Source organism: Shewanella sp. K8 (genome assembly GCF_028823715.1).
In the GTDB taxonomy this organism is placed as follows: Bacteria; Pseudomonadota; Gammaproteobacteria; order Enterobacterales; family Shewanellaceae; genus Shewanella; species Shewanella algae.
The window spans coordinates 111695-127910 of record NZ_JAPEHY010000003.1 but is presented as its reverse complement, the minus strand read 5'-3'; the positions used below and the strand labels follow the sequence as shown (position 1 = coordinate 127910).

18 protein-coding genes are annotated in these 16216 nt (G+C 52.0%); 4 read left to right on the top strand and 14 right to left on the bottom strand.

Annotated elements, in window-relative coordinates; translation table 11 throughout:
- Positions 1–42: 42 nt before the first annotated feature.
- Positions 43–843 carry a hypothetical protein gene (locus ON072_RS02975; RefSeq protein ID WP_261752469.1) on the bottom strand — a complete coding sequence of 267 codons (801 nt, stop codon included), beginning with the start codon at positions 841–843 and terminating at the stop codon, positions 43–45.
- Positions 844–1026: 183 nt separating this feature from the next.
- Here ON072_RS02975 and sbcB point away from each other — a divergent pair, with 183 nt between their 5' ends.
- Both sbcB and cdd read left to right on the top strand, forming a co-directional pair.
- The gene (sbcB, locus tag ON072_RS02970; RefSeq protein ID WP_096141683.1) at positions 1027–2442 is read left to right on the top strand and encodes an exodeoxyribonuclease I; all 1416 of its coding nucleotides are present in this window, start codon (positions 1027–1029) and stop codon (positions 2440–2442) included.
- Positions 2443–2531: 89 nt separating this feature from the next.
- On the top strand, positions 2532–3428 hold the full coding sequence (gene cdd, locus ON072_RS02965) for a cytidine deaminase (protein WP_261752468.1): 897 nt from the start codon (positions 2532–2534) through the stop codon (positions 3426–3428).
- Between the two features lie 64 nt (positions 3429–3492).
- On the opposite strand, the gene ON072_RS02960 is transcribed toward cdd, so the two are convergent.
- The 11 genes from ON072_RS02960 to yceD all read right to left on the bottom strand — a co-directional run bounded on the left by ON072_RS02960 (position 3493) and on the right by yceD (position 12069).
- Positions 3493–4371 carry an NAD(P)-dependent oxidoreductase gene (locus ON072_RS02960; protein WP_261752467.1) on the bottom strand — a complete coding sequence of 293 codons (879 nt, stop codon included), beginning with the start codon at positions 4369–4371 and terminating at the stop codon, positions 3493–3495.
- Between the two features lie 253 nt (positions 4372–4624).
- Positions 4625–5104: an acyl-CoA thioesterase gene (locus ON072_RS02955; protein ID WP_025009552.1), complete on the bottom strand. Its 480-nt coding sequence runs from the start codon at positions 5102–5104 to the stop codon at positions 4625–4627.
- A gap of 70 nt (positions 5105–5174) precedes the next feature.
- A complete protein-coding gene (locus ON072_RS02950; RefSeq protein ID WP_025888946.1) occupies positions 5175–5543 on the bottom strand; it encodes a hypothetical protein in 369 nt (122 codons plus the stop codon).
- 160 nt (positions 5544–5703) lie between these two features.
- The gene (gene fabF, locus ON072_RS02945; protein WP_028779317.1) at positions 5704–6942 is read right to left on the bottom strand and encodes a beta-ketoacyl-ACP synthase II; all 1239 of its coding nucleotides are present in this window, start codon (positions 6940–6942) and stop codon (positions 5704–5706) included.
- A gap of 192 nt (positions 6943–7134) precedes the next feature.
- Positions 7135–7368, bottom strand: coding sequence for an acyl carrier protein (acpP, locus tag ON072_RS02940; protein WP_006081231.1), 234 nt, complete (start codon positions 7366–7368; stop codon positions 7135–7137).
- Positions 7369–7531: 163 nt separating this feature from the next.
- Positions 7532–8278, bottom strand: a complete 747-nt coding sequence (fabG, locus tag ON072_RS02935) for a 3-oxoacyl-ACP reductase FabG (protein WP_025009550.1) — start codon at positions 8276–8278, stop codon at positions 7532–7534.
- A 10-nt stretch (positions 8279–8288) separates the two neighbouring features.
- The gene (gene fabD, locus ON072_RS02930; RefSeq protein ID WP_054743982.1) at positions 8289–9215 is read right to left on the bottom strand and encodes an ACP S-malonyltransferase; all 927 of its coding nucleotides are present in this window, start codon (positions 9213–9215) and stop codon (positions 8289–8291) included.
- Between the two features lie 129 nt (positions 9216–9344).
- Positions 9345–10304 (bottom strand): beta-ketoacyl-ACP synthase III, encoded by a 960-nt coding sequence (locus tag ON072_RS02925; RefSeq protein WP_025009548.1) that lies wholly within the window; start codon positions 10302–10304, stop codon positions 9345–9347.
- Positions 10305–10313: 9 nt separating this feature from the next.
- A complete protein-coding gene (gene plsX / locus ON072_RS02920) occupies positions 10314–11342 on the bottom strand; it encodes a phosphate acyltransferase PlsX (protein ID WP_025009547.1) in 1029 nt (342 codons plus the stop codon).
- A 15-nt stretch (positions 11343–11357) separates the two neighbouring features.
- The gene (gene rpmF, locus ON072_RS02915) at positions 11358–11528 is read right to left on the bottom strand and encodes a 50S ribosomal protein L32 (RefSeq protein ID WP_025009546.1); all 171 of its coding nucleotides are present in this window, start codon (positions 11526–11528) and stop codon (positions 11358–11360) included.
- A gap of 16 nt (positions 11529–11544) precedes the next feature.
- A complete protein-coding gene (gene yceD / locus ON072_RS02910; RefSeq protein ID WP_025009545.1) occupies positions 11545–12069 on the bottom strand; it encodes a 23S rRNA accumulation protein YceD in 525 nt (174 codons plus the stop codon).
- A gap of 274 nt (positions 12070–12343) precedes the next feature.
- Here yceD and ON072_RS02905 point away from each other — a divergent pair, with 274 nt between their 5' ends.
- Together ON072_RS02905 and ON072_RS02900 are read left to right on the top strand one after the other, a co-directional pair.
- Positions 12344–12991, top strand: a complete 648-nt coding sequence (locus tag ON072_RS02905) for a Maf family protein (protein ID WP_144168482.1) — start codon at positions 12344–12346, stop codon at positions 12989–12991.
- A 211-nt stretch (positions 12992–13202) separates the two neighbouring features.
- Positions 13203–14216: a PAS domain-containing protein gene (locus tag ON072_RS02900; RefSeq protein WP_144224831.1), complete on the top strand. Its 1014-nt coding sequence runs from the start codon at positions 13203–13205 to the stop codon at positions 14214–14216.
- 42 nt (positions 14217–14258) lie between these two features.
- On the opposite strand, the gene ON072_RS02895 is transcribed toward ON072_RS02900, so the two are convergent.
- Both ON072_RS02895 and rluC read right to left on the bottom strand, forming a co-directional pair.
- On the bottom strand, positions 14259–14903 hold the full coding sequence (locus ON072_RS02895; RefSeq protein WP_123116231.1) for an HAD-IA family hydrolase: 645 nt from the start codon (positions 14901–14903) through the stop codon (positions 14259–14261).
- 21 nt (positions 14904–14924) lie between these two features.
- On the bottom strand, positions 14925–15890 hold the full coding sequence (rluC, locus tag ON072_RS02890; RefSeq protein WP_054743938.1) for a 23S rRNA pseudouridine(955/2504/2580) synthase RluC: 966 nt from the start codon (positions 15888–15890) through the stop codon (positions 14925–14927).
- Positions 15891–16216: the final 326 nt, after the last annotated feature.

Genomic DNA, 16216 nt, shown 5'->3' with positions numbered 1-16216 from the left:
CATTACTTCCATCAGAATTGGGCTTTGCAGCCCAAGGTGGTTTTACTCTTCGTCGGTCAACTGCCTGACCATGGCATTGAGCTCCGGCGATGACAAGAGTTCATAGCACTCAAGCGCGCGCCTGAGCCTTTCTTCGGTGCCATCATGGTTGGCACTCTGGCGGTAATTGGGACGCTCAAGCGACTGATTATAACATCGCAGCAGCCATTGGCGTTTCTGAGATAGACCTGTGAGCAGATGCCAGACTTCATTGAGCAGGCCTTCGGGCAATTTAGCCCCATGCGCCTGCTGGTATCGTTCCAGCCTGATTCGAGCCTGAGTCACTTCACTGAGTTGCACCGCCAACTTTTCACTACTGGCTTGATAATCCTGAGCTTCGGCCAACGCTGTCTTGGCCAGAATGATCTCTCTTGGCTCCTGGGACAAACGCAAATCCTGCTCCAGGGGCAGCAGCTCGAATCTGCCGGTTTGTAACGAGCAGAGAAATGTCTGCCCCGGCCATAAATCGAGACACACTCCCTGCCTCAGGGCAGCGATGCAACTTGAAGTACTGGTTCCAACTTCAGAGTAGAGTCTAAAGCCCTGACCTGCCGTGCGCGACACTCCATCCTTCCTGACGGATTCCAAGGGTAGCAACTGCTGAGTCAGAAAAGGTTGCAGCCTCAAAATAAACTGCCCCTGCGAAGCCTTGTCTTCTCCTTCAAGCATTACCCACTCAAGCAGCGGCGAGCGCAAGGCCTCCGACAACACAAAATCACTGACACTGTCCGGCAGGCTGAGGCACAACCTAGTCGGCATTGAAAGATTGACTATGGTGGGTGAACTGAAAAACTGACTGTACATCTGCATCCCTTCGGGTAATCCGAACCTCGTTGTCCCTGCCGGCAGGCCGCTTATTGTAACCAGAGGCCATCGATTCACCAAGGGCGGTTTTTAACCGAAATACCAGCGATAATGCTGGCAAAATCCCATTTCCGTAAAAAAATGTTAAGATAAGCTTTTGTCTACAGAGCCAAAGTCATCAGCATGAGTCAAGCCCAACCTCAGCCTTCCATATTCTGGCATGATTATGAAACATTCGGTGCTAATCCGGCGAAAGACAGGCCGGCGCAGTTTGCCGGGATACGTACCGATCTGGAGCTGAACATCATTGGCGAGCCCGAGACCTTTTACTGTCAGATAGCCAGCGATTACCTGCCCTCTCCCGAGGCGATCCTCATCACAGGGATCACGCCGCAACTGGCAAATGGCAAAGGGCTGCCGGAAACCGAGTTTATGGGGCGGATCAATGCCCTGTTCAGCCAAGCCAATACCTGCGTCGCCGGCTACAACTCGCTGCGATTTGATGATGAGGTCAGCCGTTATGGTTTTTACCGTAACTTTATCGATCCCTATGCCAGAGAATGGCAGCAAGGCAATTCCCGCTGGGACATTATCGATCTGGTTCGGGCCTGCTATGCCCTGCGCCCGGACGGGATCAACTGGCCAACCAAAGAGGACGGCTCTCCCAGTTTCAAGCTCGAACATCTGACCCAGGCCAACGGACTCGGCCATGAAAAGGCTCACGATGCCATGTCAGATGTTTACGCCACCATAGCCTTGGCCAAACTGATAAAAGAGAAACAACCAAGACTGTTTGACTACTATTTCAAACTCAGACGCAAGCAGGCAGTCTCTGAGCAAATCGATGTACTCAATATGCAACCCTTGGTGCATATCAGCTCCAAGATCCCGGCGACTCAGGGCTGTGCCACTCTCATTGCCCCTGTGGCCCATCATCCGGAGAACAAGAATGCCATTGTCTGCGTTAACCTGCATATGGATATCAGCCCGCTGATTGAATTGGATGTAGACAGCATTCGCGAGCGCCTCTATACACCAAGAAGCGAATTGGCAGAAGATGAATTACCCATACCTGTCAAACAGGTGCATATCAATAAGTGCCCCTTTATTGCCACCGCCAAGACACTGACCGATGAAGCCGCCGAGCGGATTGGATTTGACAAGGCCTTTGCCCGCGAGCAATACAAGCGCCTGCGCCAGCATCCGCAGATCCGCGCCAAGCTGGCAAGTCTGTTTGATACCCCAAGGGACAACCAGAGTACAGATCCGGATCTTATGCTCTACAGCGGAGGTTTTTTCTCTCCGGCAGATAAGGCCAAGATGGAAATGATCCGCCATACCGCCCCCGATAATCTGGCGGCGCTGGATCTCAGCTTTGACGACCCCAGACTCAAGGAGATGCTGTTTCGTTATCGTGCCCGCAACTATCCTTCGACACTGACGGACAAAGAAACACTGCGCTGGCATGAGTTCTGTCAGCAAAGGCTCAACGATCCGGATTATGTCATTCGCTTGGAAAATCTGTTGGAAGAAACTGCCGAAAATGAAAGTCACCAGCGACTTCTCAAGGCTCTGGTGCAATACTTACAGGCGCTTTAACGGAATTTTGCGAAGCCAGTCCCGTTTCCACTGTAACTTCCTGACTAAACTGGATAACCATTAGCTTAACATTTAACAAGGAATGGCCAATGCAAGACAGATTTGTAAACAGCCTGAACCAGTTGCCCAAAGCACTTGCCGAGCAATTGGTGCCACTGCTCAACGATGAGTTCGCCGGTCATCTGGATGCACAGCAGCTGTGTGAGTTGGCCAAGGCCAGCGGCCTTGGTGATGATGAGTTACTGCTGGCGCTCTTGCCTATTGCTGCGGCACTGGCCAATCCGCCAATCAGTGAGTTCTATGTCGGCGCCATCGCCAAAGGCAAGAGCGGTGATATCTATATGGGCGCCAATATCGAACTGCCGGGTGAAGCCTTGTGCCACTCGGTTCACGCCGAGCAAAGCGCCATCAGTCATGCCTGGCTGAGCGGTGAAAGCCAGGTAGTCGATATCATAGTCAACGAGAGTCCCTGCGGCCACTGCCGTCAGTTTATGAATGAGTTAGTGGCCGGGCAAGAGATCCGTATTCACCTGCCCAAGCAGCCTACAGCGCCTTTGAGTCATTACCTGCCCTACGCTTTTGGCCCCAAAGATCTCAATGTCACCACGCCTTTGCTGAGTAAACAACAGGTAAACCTGGCGCTTGAGAGCTCCGATCCTATGGTGATTGAGGCGCTGGATCACGCCAGCCTCAGCTATGCCCCGTACAGCAAGAGTCATTGTGCGGTAGTACTGGAAACGGCTGATGGCGCCACCTTCTGTGGCCGTTACGCCGAAAACGCTGCCTTTAACCCATCCATGATGCCAATGCAGATGGCACTGTCGACCCTGCTGCGCCATAATCGCAGCTTCAGCGAAATCAAACGGGCACTGCTGCTGGAATCGGCCGATGGCAAGATCTCCCTGGTGGGAGCCAGCATGGACGCCCTGCACGCAGTGGCGCCTGTAGAGCTGGAACATATAGTGGTCAGCCCCGAGCCCAACTGATAGCAGACTCAAAACCCAAAAAGGACAGCAGAAGCTGTCCTTTTGTTATCTCCAATCGCCTGCCTTACTTGTTACGGCACTTCTCCTGGCGAGCCATCAGACTGGAAGTATCCCAGCGGTTACCGCCCATGGCCTGTACTTCACCGTAAAATTGATCGACCATGGCGGTCAGCGGCAAATGCGAGCCATTGCGTCTGGCTTCATTGAGGGCTATGCCTAAGTCTTTGCGCATCCAGTCCACCGCAAATCCAAAATCATACTCACCCTTCAGCATGGTCTTGTGACGATTTTCCATTTGCCAGCTCTGGGCCGCGCCTTTGCTGATCACCTCAACTACCTTCTCGCCATCAAGCCCGGCGCTCTTGGCAAAATGCATGGCTTCGGCCAAACCTTGTACCACACCGGCAATGCAGATTTGATTGACCATCTTGGTTAACTGCCCGGCGCCAACAACTCCCAATAGTTCGGCGCAGCGGGAATAGGCAGCCATCACAGGTTTTACCCGTGCAAATACCTCCTCAGAGCCGCCGGCCATAATGGTCAATACCCCATTCTCGGCACCGGCCTGACCGCCGGAAACCGGCGCGTCCATAAAATCGATGTCCTTCTCGGCCAGCAAAGCGGCCAACTCCCGCGCCACATCGCATGAGGCAGTGGTGTGATCGACAAAGATACTTCCCGGAGCCATACCATGTACTGCGCCCTCTTCACCGAGTACGACCTGGCGTAAGTCATCATCATTGCCGACACAGGCAAAGACAATATCTTGTCCCTCGGCGGCTTGGGCCGGAGTCGCGCAGCAGCGCCCACCAAACTCTGCCGCCCAGGCTTCAGCCTTGGAGAAAGTACGGTTGTAAACAGTGACCTGGTGCCCCTGTTTTTGCAGATGCCCAGCCATGGGATACCCCATAACACCTAGACCGAGAAATGCGACATTCGCCATGATATTTCCTTGATTGTTTTAAGTGCGGGAACAGGCTGGCCCGATTGCCGACCATGCTTCAAAACCTTTGGCATAAAGCCAAGGTTTTGGTTTAAAGCAAAATTCTTATTTAAACCAAAGCCAAGAGTGACAATTCGAGCCGATGTTTAAGCCGCATTTTGCCATGGGGCAGCACAAAGGAGAAGTTGATACGGGCAAACTCAGCATCCCGCATACAGAAAAGAGCCACCAATGTGGCTCTTGAAATCAACACTTAAGGATGAACGTGCGCTTCCATTTCCGCGCCGATTTTCTTGCGCATCTCCATCAACTTGATTGCCGAATCCCTGAGCTCTATGTCTCTTGCCGATGTCGGCTGCCATTCAGGTACAGGCGTAGGTTTACCTTCATCGTCTACCGCCACCATGATGACGATACAGTGAGTGGTCAAATGGCGCTCGGAATCCTTGGGATCGCCGGCCTTTACGTCCAAACCTATGTGCATGGAGGTGCTGCCGGTATAGATCACCTTGGCGCTCACCTCCACTATATTGCCCACATGAATAGGTTTGACAAATCTGATCCCACCGGCATAAACCGTGATGCAGTATTTACCGCTCCAACCGGCCGCACAGGCATAGGCCGCCAAGTCAATCCACTTCATTACTGCGCCGCCGTGTACCTTGCCGCCAAAGTTGACGTCTGCGGGCTCGGCCAAAAATCTCAGGGTTATCTGTCTCTCTGTTCCTGCCATGGGATCCTCTCATCAGGCTTGGCGATCTGCTGACCGCACTTGGCTGAGAGTGTACGCGAAAATTTCGCAATCACCCAAACTTACATACCAGGAAACTTCCGCCAATCACTAGAGGTAAGGCCAGCCGATAGATCCAAAGCTGCAATTTGCTGCTGATAAAACGGGACAGATGAAACAACGAGTAAATGCCCATCGCCAGCAGGAAGATGCCCAGCACTTCTACCCCGGCTATCACATCGGCATCGCCGCCGGCATAAACCGCTGCTGTCAGCAAGGCAAACCAGAGCACTGTATAGGCAGCTATGGCCAAACTAAAAGTGCGAACACCAATTTCCATCGCCGGTTGCCAGCGGCTGTTTTCGCCCCGCACCAACTCGGTTAAATTGGCAGCAATCGCTCCGACTACGGCCATAACAGGAAACATTGCAGGATTGAGCATAGTGAAAACTCCAGAATCATTTGGCGGGATTCTGGCGCTATATTCAAAGAATGCCAATAGAGATGAACAAAGGTTAATTCTGGGTTTAGCTTGAGAATATGACTAACTGATTTTAAAGATAAAAAAAGCGCCATCTGGCGCTTTTTCAAGAGGTTGAATCTTAAACTCGCTTCAGCAACAAAGAGCCATTGGTGCCACCGAACCCGAAAGAGTTACATAGCACATGCTCTACTTTGGTCTGACGTGCGGTATGGGCAACAAAGTCCAGATCGCAACCTTCGTCCGGATTGTCCAGGTTGATGGTAGGCGGAACTACCTGATCTTTAAGGGCCAATACAGAGAAAATGGTTTCCACTGCACCGGCAGCCCCGAGCAAATGACCCGTCATTGACTTGGTGGAGCTCACCATCAGCTTATAGGCATGATCGCCAAAGATGGACTTCACTGCCGCCGCTTCGGCCTTATCGCCTGCCGGCGTAGAAGTACCGTGAGCGTTGATATAATCTATGCTTTCGGGTGCCAAGCTTGCATCTCTCAGTGCATTTTTCATGGCTGCCGCAGCGCCGGCGCCATCGGCTGGCGGTGAAGTCATATGGAAGGCATCACCGCTCATACCGAAACCGACCAGCTCGGCATAAATCTTGGCACCGCGAGCCTTGGCGCGCTCATACTCTTCCAGCACCAGTACCCCGGCGCCGTCGCCGATAACAAAACCGTCTCTGTCTTTATCCCATGGGCGGCTGGCCGCCTGAGGGTCATCATTACGGGTAGACAAGGCCTTGGCCGCGGCAAAGCCCCCCACGCCCAGAGGACAAGTCACATCTTCAGCGCCACCGGCAACCATCACATCGGCATCGCCATAAGCTATGGTACGGGCTGCGAAACCTATGTTGTGAACCCCGGTGGTACAGGCAGTTGTCACCGCAAAGTTAGGGCCGGTCATGCCGTACATGATGGACAGATGACCGGCAATCATATTGATGATGGTGCTGGGCACAAAGAAAGGGGAAATTTTACGTGGGCCACCGGCCATTAAGGCGCTGTGGTTTTGCTCAATCAACCACATGCCGCCCATACCGGCGCCGATAGCGGTTCCAACTCGGGTCGGATCTTCTTTATCCATCTCCAATCCGGAATCACGCATGGCCTGAATGCCGGCAGCCATACCGTACTGAATAAAGAGGTCCATCTTGCGGGCGTCTTTACGAGACAGGTACTGCTCTACGTCAAAATCTTTGACTGAGCCTGAAAAACGGGTGCTGAATTCGCTGGCATCAAACTTGGTGATAGGCGCGATACCGCTCTGACCTGCCAGCAAGGCTTGCCAGGTGCTGTCCACTGTGTTGCCGACCGGGGTCACCAGACCCAGGCCAGTGATAACGACTCGACGTTTAGTCACTGTGTCCACCTTAGATTAACGGGTGAGTTACCATGATAGGCCAGGCTGTTGCAGCCTACCATTGCCGCCGGCCAGCAGCCGAATGGTCACAAGACACGATAATGCATCGGCTGATACTGGTACAACCAGAAACTGACGGGGCGAAAACAAAAACAGGCGGCAATTATGCCGCCTGTTTTCTGGAATTCTGGATTACTGATTCTTGGAAACGTAATCGATCGCTGCCTGAACGGTAGTGATTTTCTCAGCTTCCTCATCAGGGATCTCGGTATCAAACTCTTCTTCCAGAGCCATAACCAACTCAACAGTGTCCAGAGAATCTGCACCCAGATCGTCTACGAAAGAAGCTGCTGGCTTAACGTCTTCTTCTTTAACGCCCAGTTGCTCTACGATGATTTTCTTTACACGTTCTTCGATGTTGCTCATTAGTTTTCTTTCCTATTCAAATTACGCACTTGCGTAAGATTGCGAGTAGTTTATTAGATTTGACCAACATTGCAAGCCTAGAATTCGTGGTCTAACCACGATTTTAGGCCCTCAATTGCTGCAGATCACCACCCAATTGCGACAGTATCCCTGCCATTCGCCCTTAAACCATATACATCCCGCCATTTACATGCAAGGTTTCCCCTGTGATGTAAGCGGCGGCATCCGAGGCCAAAAAGAGCACGGCGTTGGCAATTTCCTGTGCCTGACCCAAGCGTCTCATTGGAACCTGGGACATGATGGCCTGTTGCTGATCTTCTGTCAGCTCATCCGTCATATCTGTCTGGATAAAACCAGGAGCAATAGCATTAACTGTAATTTGACGAGATGCAACCTCTCTGGCGAGAGATTTTGTAAATCCGATCAAACCCGCTTTGGCCGCAGAGTAGTTCACTTGGCCCGCATTGCCCATGGTACCTACCACAGAGCCGATATTGATGATACGACCATGACGTTTCTTCATCATTGAGCGCATCACTGGCTTGGATAACCTGAAAAGAGATGTCAGGTTGGTGTCCAGGATATCCTGCCACTCATCCTCTTTCATCAGCATCAATAAATTGTCACGGGTGATGCCAGCATTGTTTACCAGAATATCAACATCACCGGCTTTTTCTTTGATCGAGGCAAATAAATTTTCAACAGATTGTGGATCTGTGACATTCAGCACCAAACCATGGCCCTTATCGCCCAGATAAGCCGAGATGGCTTCAGCGCCACGCTCACTGGTTGCGGTACCGAATACTGTGGCACCGGCCTCGGCCAGAGTAGTGGCAATCGACTTGCCAATGCCACGACTGGCGCCGGTAACCAGGGCAATCTTGCCGCTTAAGTCTAATGTTACGCTCATGAAAAGCTCCTTATTCGATCAATGCAGCCAGAGAAGCGGCATCGTTGACTGCCTTGGCAGTAAGGGATTTATTAATGCGCTTGCAAAGCCCGGTCAAGACTTTACCCGGACCCACTTCATAGAGCTCAGTGACCCCCATGGCCGCCATGGCTTCAACGGTTTCAGTCCAGCGCACCGGGCTGTATAGCTGACGTACCAAGGCATCACGGATATCAGCGGCAGCTTGTGGCTGGGCGACATCCGCATTGTTAATCACGGGAATTTGCGGCTGGCTAAATTCGATGTTACCCAGTGCACTGGCCAGTTTATCGGCGGCAGGCTTCATCAAAGCGCAATGGGAAGGCACGCTCACAGGCAAGGCAACCGCCATTTTGGCGCCTGCTGCCTTACAAGCTGCGGCGGCGCGCTCAACCGCGGCTTTTTCACCGGCAATCACGACCTGGCCTGGGCTATTGTAGTTAACCGGGCTAACCACAGCGCCTTCGGCGCTGTCTTCACAGGCCTTGGCAATGGCGTCGTTATCCAGGCCTATGATGGCAAACATGGCGCCGGTTCCGGCAGGAACCGCTTGCTGCATCAATTGACCACGCAGTTCAACCAACTTAACTGCATCGGTAAACTTGAGCACCCCGGCACACACCAGCGCCGAGTATTCACCCAAACTGTGGCCTGCCATCACGCTGGGCGCGGCTTTGCCGGCCGCTTGCCAGGCGCGATACAGGGCGACACTGGCGCTCAGCAAGGCTGGCTGGGTCTTATCAGTCTCGTTAAGAGTTTCGGCCGGTCCCTGCTGTACCAGTTGCCACAAGTCGTAACCCAGTACTTCACTGGCTTCACGAAAAGTCTCGGTCACGACCGGATAGCCTTCGGCAAGATCGGCAAGCATGCCAACAGCCTGAGAACCTTGTCCCGGGAACACGAAAGCGAAGTTTTCCATATTCATTTACCTATGATTGCAGGCAGCAAAGCTGATGCCGCTGCCCGAGTCCACTGATCTGCCCGGCAGATCAACTTGTATGCATTGAGACGTCCCGCTCACTTACGCGAAGAAAGCAGGCACTGAATATCAGAAGCGAACCAAGGCGCTACCCCAGGCAAAACCGGCTCCGAAGGCTTCAAGCAGCAAGAGTTGCCCGCGCTTGATGCGGCCATCGCGCACCGCTTCGTCCAGTGCAATCGGCACTGAGGCAGCTGAAGTATTGCCATGTTTGGCCAGCGTCAGCACCACTTTATCAAGACTCATGTCCAATTTCTTGGCTGTAGCATTAATAATGCGGAAATTGGCCTGATGTGGCACCAGCCAATCGATTTCTGACTTGTCGACGTTATTCAATCTCAGGGTTTCTGTCACCACATGGGACAACTGAGTCACGGCGACCTTGAAGACATCGTTGCCCTTCATGGTCATAAAGCCCACGGCTTCGGAGGTTTCTCCGGCTCTGGGTGGAAAGGCACATTTGAGCAGATCGCCCTGACGGCCATCGGCGTAGATATGGGTAGAGATGATCCCCGGCTCTTCACTGGCGCCCACCACGGCGGCACCGGCACCATCACCAAAGAGAATAATGGTGGTCCTGTCTTCCGGCTCACAGAGTCTGGAAAGCACATCGGCGCCTATTACCAGCACTTTCTTGGCCGCACCGGTTTTCACGAACTGATCGGCAACCGACAGCGCATAGACAAAGCCGGAACAAGCGGCAGCGACATCAAATGCCGGGATGGTATGAACCCCCAACATGGCCTGCACTTCACAAGCAGCTGCCGGAAAGGCGTTTGCCGCACTTGTGGTGCCGCAGATAATCATATCGAGTTCACCGGCTTCGATGCCTGCCATTTCAATGGCCTTCAGCGCCGCCTGATAACCCATAGTGGCAACCGTTTCACTGGCATCAGCGATCCGACGCTCAGAAATACCCGTGCGCTCAACAATCCACTGGTCACTGGTTTCCACCATTTTTTCCAGATCCTGATTGCTACGCACCTGCGCCGGCAGATAACTGCCAGTTCCAAGAATTTTTGTATGCATAAGGAGAAATCAGCTGTTTATATCTAAAAGTATCGACTCGAGACGCTGCTTGATCATCTCAGGGAGTCGACGTCTTGCTTCAGTGACTGCCAAGCTAATCGCTTGTAAATAGGCAGTTTCATCCGCATTCCCATGGCTCTTGACGACTATTCCGCGCAATCCTATCAGACTTGCTCCGTTATAGTGGTCGGGGTTCATCTGTTTGAGCACGCTTTGAATACTGGGAGCCAATAATTTGGCCAACATGCGTACAAAAAAGCCTCGGGTCAGCCCTTCCTTAAGCTGATGGATCAACAGTCTGGCAATGCCTTCTGAAGTTTTCAGGGTAATATTACCGACAAAACCGTCGCAGACAATCACATCGACTTTGCCTCGGTAAATCTCATCCCCTTCGATAAAACCTTGATAATTGATTTGAGGAGTATGTTGCAACAACTGGGCAGCCTGCTGCACCTGATCGTTGCCTTTGATCTCTTCGCTACCGACATTGAGCAGCGCAACCTTGGGTCTGGGTTGTTTGGTCACGGCTTCGCAGAGTACTGAACCCATGACGGAAAACTGGAACAGAGTATCTGAATCACAGGAAACATTAGCCCCGAGATCCAGCAGATAGACTGGCTTATGATTGATGGTGGGAAGACAACTGACCAAAGCGGGTCTGTCTATACCCGGCAGCGTCTTTAGTACCACCTTGGCCATCGCCATCAGCGCGCCGGTATTTCCCGCACTGACACACGCCTGGGCCTCGCCTCTATGCACAGCATCCAGCGCCTGACGCATTGAGCTGTCACGCCGGCAACGCAAAGCATGCACTGGCCTGTCGGACATACTGACCACTTCAGTGGTATGCCTGAGTTCTATTCTATCTGTAATGTCTTGCCCGGATTGGGCGAGATATGGCTGTATCTGGTCTTGGTCACCAACCAGAATAAACCTGAGATCTGGATATAATTTAAGTGCCTGCAGGGCTGCAGGCACAGTCACGTGGGGGCCATGGTCGCCACCCATCGCATCTAACGCAAGCGTCAGACTCGTCATAAGACAATCAACAACTTACTTGTTGATTACCTTTTTGCCACGGTAGAAACCGTCAGCAGTCACATTGTGACGACGATGCAGTTCACCGCTGGTAGCGTCTACAGACAGCTGAGCAGTGCTCAGTGCATCGTGTGAACGGCGCATACCGCGCTTTGAACGAGATTTTTTATTCTGTTGTACAGCCATTGATCTGTCTCCTGGATTACTTGCTCTTCAGTTTTTCTAACACTGCAAACGGATTTGGACGCTCCTCTTGAGCGGCTTCAATCTCGCCTATAGCCACATCCTTGGAACCTGTATGACATTCATCTACGTCATGGGTAGGTATCAAGGGCATAGCCAGTATCAATTCATCTTCAATCAATTGATGCAGACGAACTTCGCCAATTTCATTACACTCAATAGGGTCATACGCATCCGGGAGCTCATCGATTTCAGCTTCATTCCGGCAAGGACTGAAACTAAACTCGACCGTAACCTCTGTGGTAAATAGTGTCATGCAGCGTTGACATAGCAGAGTGAGCTCCGTCACAGCCTTCCCTTTCAGGTAGACTATCCCCTGTAAATCCACACCACACTCAATTGACACTGTCACATCGGAACAGTCGCCGGCACATAATTCATTCAATCGCTTCAGTTGCGTACCAGGAACAACACCTTGATAGCTAAGGCGGCTGGTCGCAGCACGAATGGGATCAATTGAAACCGGTATCTTTACTGTTTGCATAAGGCGCGCATATTATAGTTTGAAACCGCCGGAGTCAAAGGAAAAATGATGATGAGGCTCGCAAAGGAAACAAAACCTGTGCGCCCCCAGCCATCATAGGCCTGTTCCAACGGGTTCGAAATTGACGGACGCAGAATTCTACCCAAGCACAGAGCTCTTCACAAGCCGTTGCCGCGCAAAATAAAGCCAGTCATCTCATCCCAAAGCCACTCTTGCCAGGCATTGGCAAATTTGGCGACAATATCCGGCTCCCACATCGCTTTGGAACCAAGATATGACCCACCAAGATGACAGCACCCAGGCTGCGGTATCACCCACAGAACCTCAGTTGATTTTAGCCTCAACCTCCAGCTATCGAAAGGCGCTACTGGCAAAATTGGATTTGGCGTTTGAGTGTGTAGCTCCCGAAGTGGATGAAACGCCCCTGCCTGAAGAAACCGCCTTTGATTTGGTCAAGCGTCTGGCGGCAGCCAAAGCGCAGGCCGGGGCAAAGCGGCTAAGCAACGCTCTGGTGATAGGTTCTGATCAGGTCGCTGTGATTGATGGTCAAATCGTCGGCAAGCCACTGACTGAAGAGAAAGCCTGCAAACAATTACAGGCAGCCTCGGGGAAAAGCATCACCTTTTATACCGGGCTGGCGCTCTTTGACAGCCGCAGCGGCCAAACTCAGGTGGAAGTCGAACCTTTCACTGTGCATTTCAGAAACCTGAGCCAAGATGAAATCGCCGACTATGTTCGCCGCGAGCAACCACTCTGGTGTGCCGGCAGCTTTAAGTGTGAAGGCTTGGGCATCGCCCTGTTTCGGGCCCTTGAAGGACGGGATCCCAACACACTAATAGGTTTACCCTTAATCCTGCTCATCGAAATGCTCTCCCGTCAGGGTATAAAAGTATTGGGAGATGCTGCGGCGCCAGTAAGCTGAAGGCTCAGGCGCTGCCTCTTACCTGTACCTATTCCCTCCTACAGACTTGCCAAGGCACATGTGGCACTGTGATGCAAGATGATACGGGTGTCGGATGGGTCTGAATCTTATCACAACAAGGTAAATTGAAGTGCGTCAGCGCGGCTTTCGCTCTACACTAATAACAATTAATCAACATATCTCTTTTGATGATCCCTTGTAGAGTGAAAAGATGACAGATACCGAAGAAGCCTTGGCTCTACTGGCTGCTCCCTGCACAGATAAACGCTTTTTTCAACGGGCACTGCGCGCACTCGCCTTGGTGACCCAATGTCGCTGGGCCGGCTTTGGCCGACTCAAAAACAATTCCCAAGGCGAAATCATCGCCTTTTGTGACAACAAACAGTCTCTGCCTGCTTTTGAGTTTGAATTGGCCGGCTCTCCCTGTGAGTCCCTCTATCAACAACAGGAAACCAGCACTCACATACTCCACGCCCGTGATCTGCAGAAACGATTTCCCCATTTTGCCATGATCCGCGAGATAGGCGCCCAGAGTTATCAGGCCGAGTTGATCCTCGGCAGTGATGGCAAACCGGTCGGCCATATTTTTGTACTCGACACTCTCCCCCAGGCCGAAAGCGCCAAGTCAAAAGAGTTTTTCCGGATCTTGGCCCAGCGTATCGGTCTCGAATATCACAGAATGTTGGTCAGTCGCGAGCTATCCATGCACAAGCAGATGATAGCCACCACAGATCATCTGTTGGCATTTATCGGTACCGACTACTGTTACCGTATGGTCTCCAAAGGGTATGAGCAGCTTTTCAACCGCGTTAAAGAGGAGATCATAGGTAAGCATATTACTGAACTGCACGGTGTAAGCGTGTTTGAGAAGAAGATCCGGCCGCTACTTGAGCGGGCCTTTAACGGCGAAACGCTGGAAGCCAATCAGTGGTTGCATCCACCGCATCTGGCCGCGCCGTTACTGATGAGTGTACGACACTCACCCTGCATCAATGATGCCGGCGAAATTTGCGGCGTCATAGTCTCGTCCCACGACATCACCCGTCTGTCGGCGCTGGCCTTATCCAGCCTGGGCACTGAGCCATTGGATCTTAATAGCGGAAGCCTTGGTGCGAAGGACTTGAGCACAAAGAACCTGAACAAAGAGAACTTGAGCGCAGAGCCCCCAAACGCGAATAACCTGAGTACCCAATTGGGCCAGGAGTTGAAAACCGCCAATTCCTGAACTTGCACTTCACTTTATTTAGGGACTGTATTCCCGTAAGCATCATAGGTGATGTAAAAGCCCCAATGGCGTGTCGATAATAGCTTTGGGCGCTGCTTCATGTAAGCGTTCGCGACTATGGGCGCCATAACTGACCCCTATGGCATCCATACCGGCACAGGCAGCCATATTGAGATCGTGTACCGAATCACCCACCATCAAGGCTCTCTCAGGCGCTATCTTTAATTCAGCCAATAGCTGTTGCAGCATGTCCGGGTGTGGTTTACTTCTCGCCTCATCGGCGCTGCGACTGGCATGAAAAAACTCTCCAAGCCCAGTTTCCCCCAGTACACGTTCAAGACCTGCCCTTGCCTTACCTGTCGCCACTGCCAGCAGATACTTCTCACTGCGCAGCTGTGACAGCAGTGCCGGAGTTTCACTGAAAAGTGGGCTAGGCGTGGTATCAAGCAGCAGGAACTGCTGCTTATATTCCTCTCTGAGCGCCTGATATTCGCCAACACTTCCCGCTGGATAGAGGCATTGCAAGGCCTCTGTCATAGATAGGCCAATAATGTCACGTACTGCCTGCTCCGAGGGTATAGGCAAGGCCATTACCCTTGCCGTATTTTCCATACAGCGGACAATCTTGCCTATTGAGTCCATCAGGGTGCCGTCCCAATCGAATATCAGCAGCTCGTATGCCTTCATGGCCTGTTTCCTTATTCTTTGCTATACCCGAGTAAGTTTATCCAACAACTCAAGTAACTCAGGATCCAAAGGAGCCTGCACTGTCATTTCAGTCTCTGTGTCAGGGTGAGTGAACTTAAGTTGCGCCGCATGCAGAAACAAGCGATTCAACCCGAGTGCCCGCATACTGTCATCAAACTTTTGCTCACTGTACTTTTCGTCACAAGCAATAGGATGACCGGCATACTGGCAGTGTACCCGGATCTGATGAGTACGACCGGTAACCGGGCTGGCCTGCACCAGTGTGGCACCGTCATAACGCTGCAAAATTTTGAAGCGGGTTTCCGAGGCCTTGCCTTCGGTATTTACCCGCACAATGCGTTCACCCGATTTGAGCGTCAGCTTCAGCAATGGCGCCTTAACCACCTTGTCGTGCTTTTGCCACTCACCACGAACCAGCGCCTGATAGTCTTTTTGCATCTGCTTGTGCCTGAGCTGGTCATGCAAGTGCTTTAGCGCGCTGCGCTTCTTGGCAACCAAAAGCACTCCGGAGGTGTCTTTATCCAGACGGTGCACCAACTCGAGAAACTTTTGTTGCGGTCGCAGGGATCTCAGCGCTTCAATCACGCCGTAATCCACACCACTGCCACCGTGTACGGCGATGCCGGCCGGTTTGTTCAGTACCAGAATATGCTTGTCTTCAAAAAGAATTCTGTCCTCTAGGCGCGATACCCGCTCCAGGTTGGCGGAAGGCGCCGTGCGGTAGTTTTCTTCACTGACCCTAACCGGCGGAATGCGTACCTGGTCCCCTTCGGCCAACTTGTATTCAGGCTTTATCCGTTTCTTGTTGACCCTGACTTCGCCCTTGCGCACTATGCGATAGATCATGCTCTTGGGCACGCCCTTGAGCTTGCTGAGCAGAAAATTGTCAATGCGCTGGCCAACATTGTCTTCGTCAATGGTCACCAGGCGAACTTGCTGATTGGGTGATGGCGTCTCGGTATTCATAACACTTATGTTGCGGTTCGGGGCGCGCTATTGTACAACATGTTGAGGCTTTTGATTGCCGATTTTTTTGAATTCAGCTATATTTCAGCGGCGAACCCTGCGTATTGATGAGCCATTGCTCAATCTATGAACGGTTCGAACAGTGGAAAGCGCTTGAGCGATGTCTGACCTCCGAGGTCGCAAATAGTTGATTTGCAAACCGTACATAAAAGAACACTACTGAAAAAATTGTTTTTACGGTTAAACCTGGATGGAATTACGAAATTCAGACCACTTTCAAGCCGCCACTATGCTGTTTTCGAAAGTTAATGTTAACTCGTCATCAA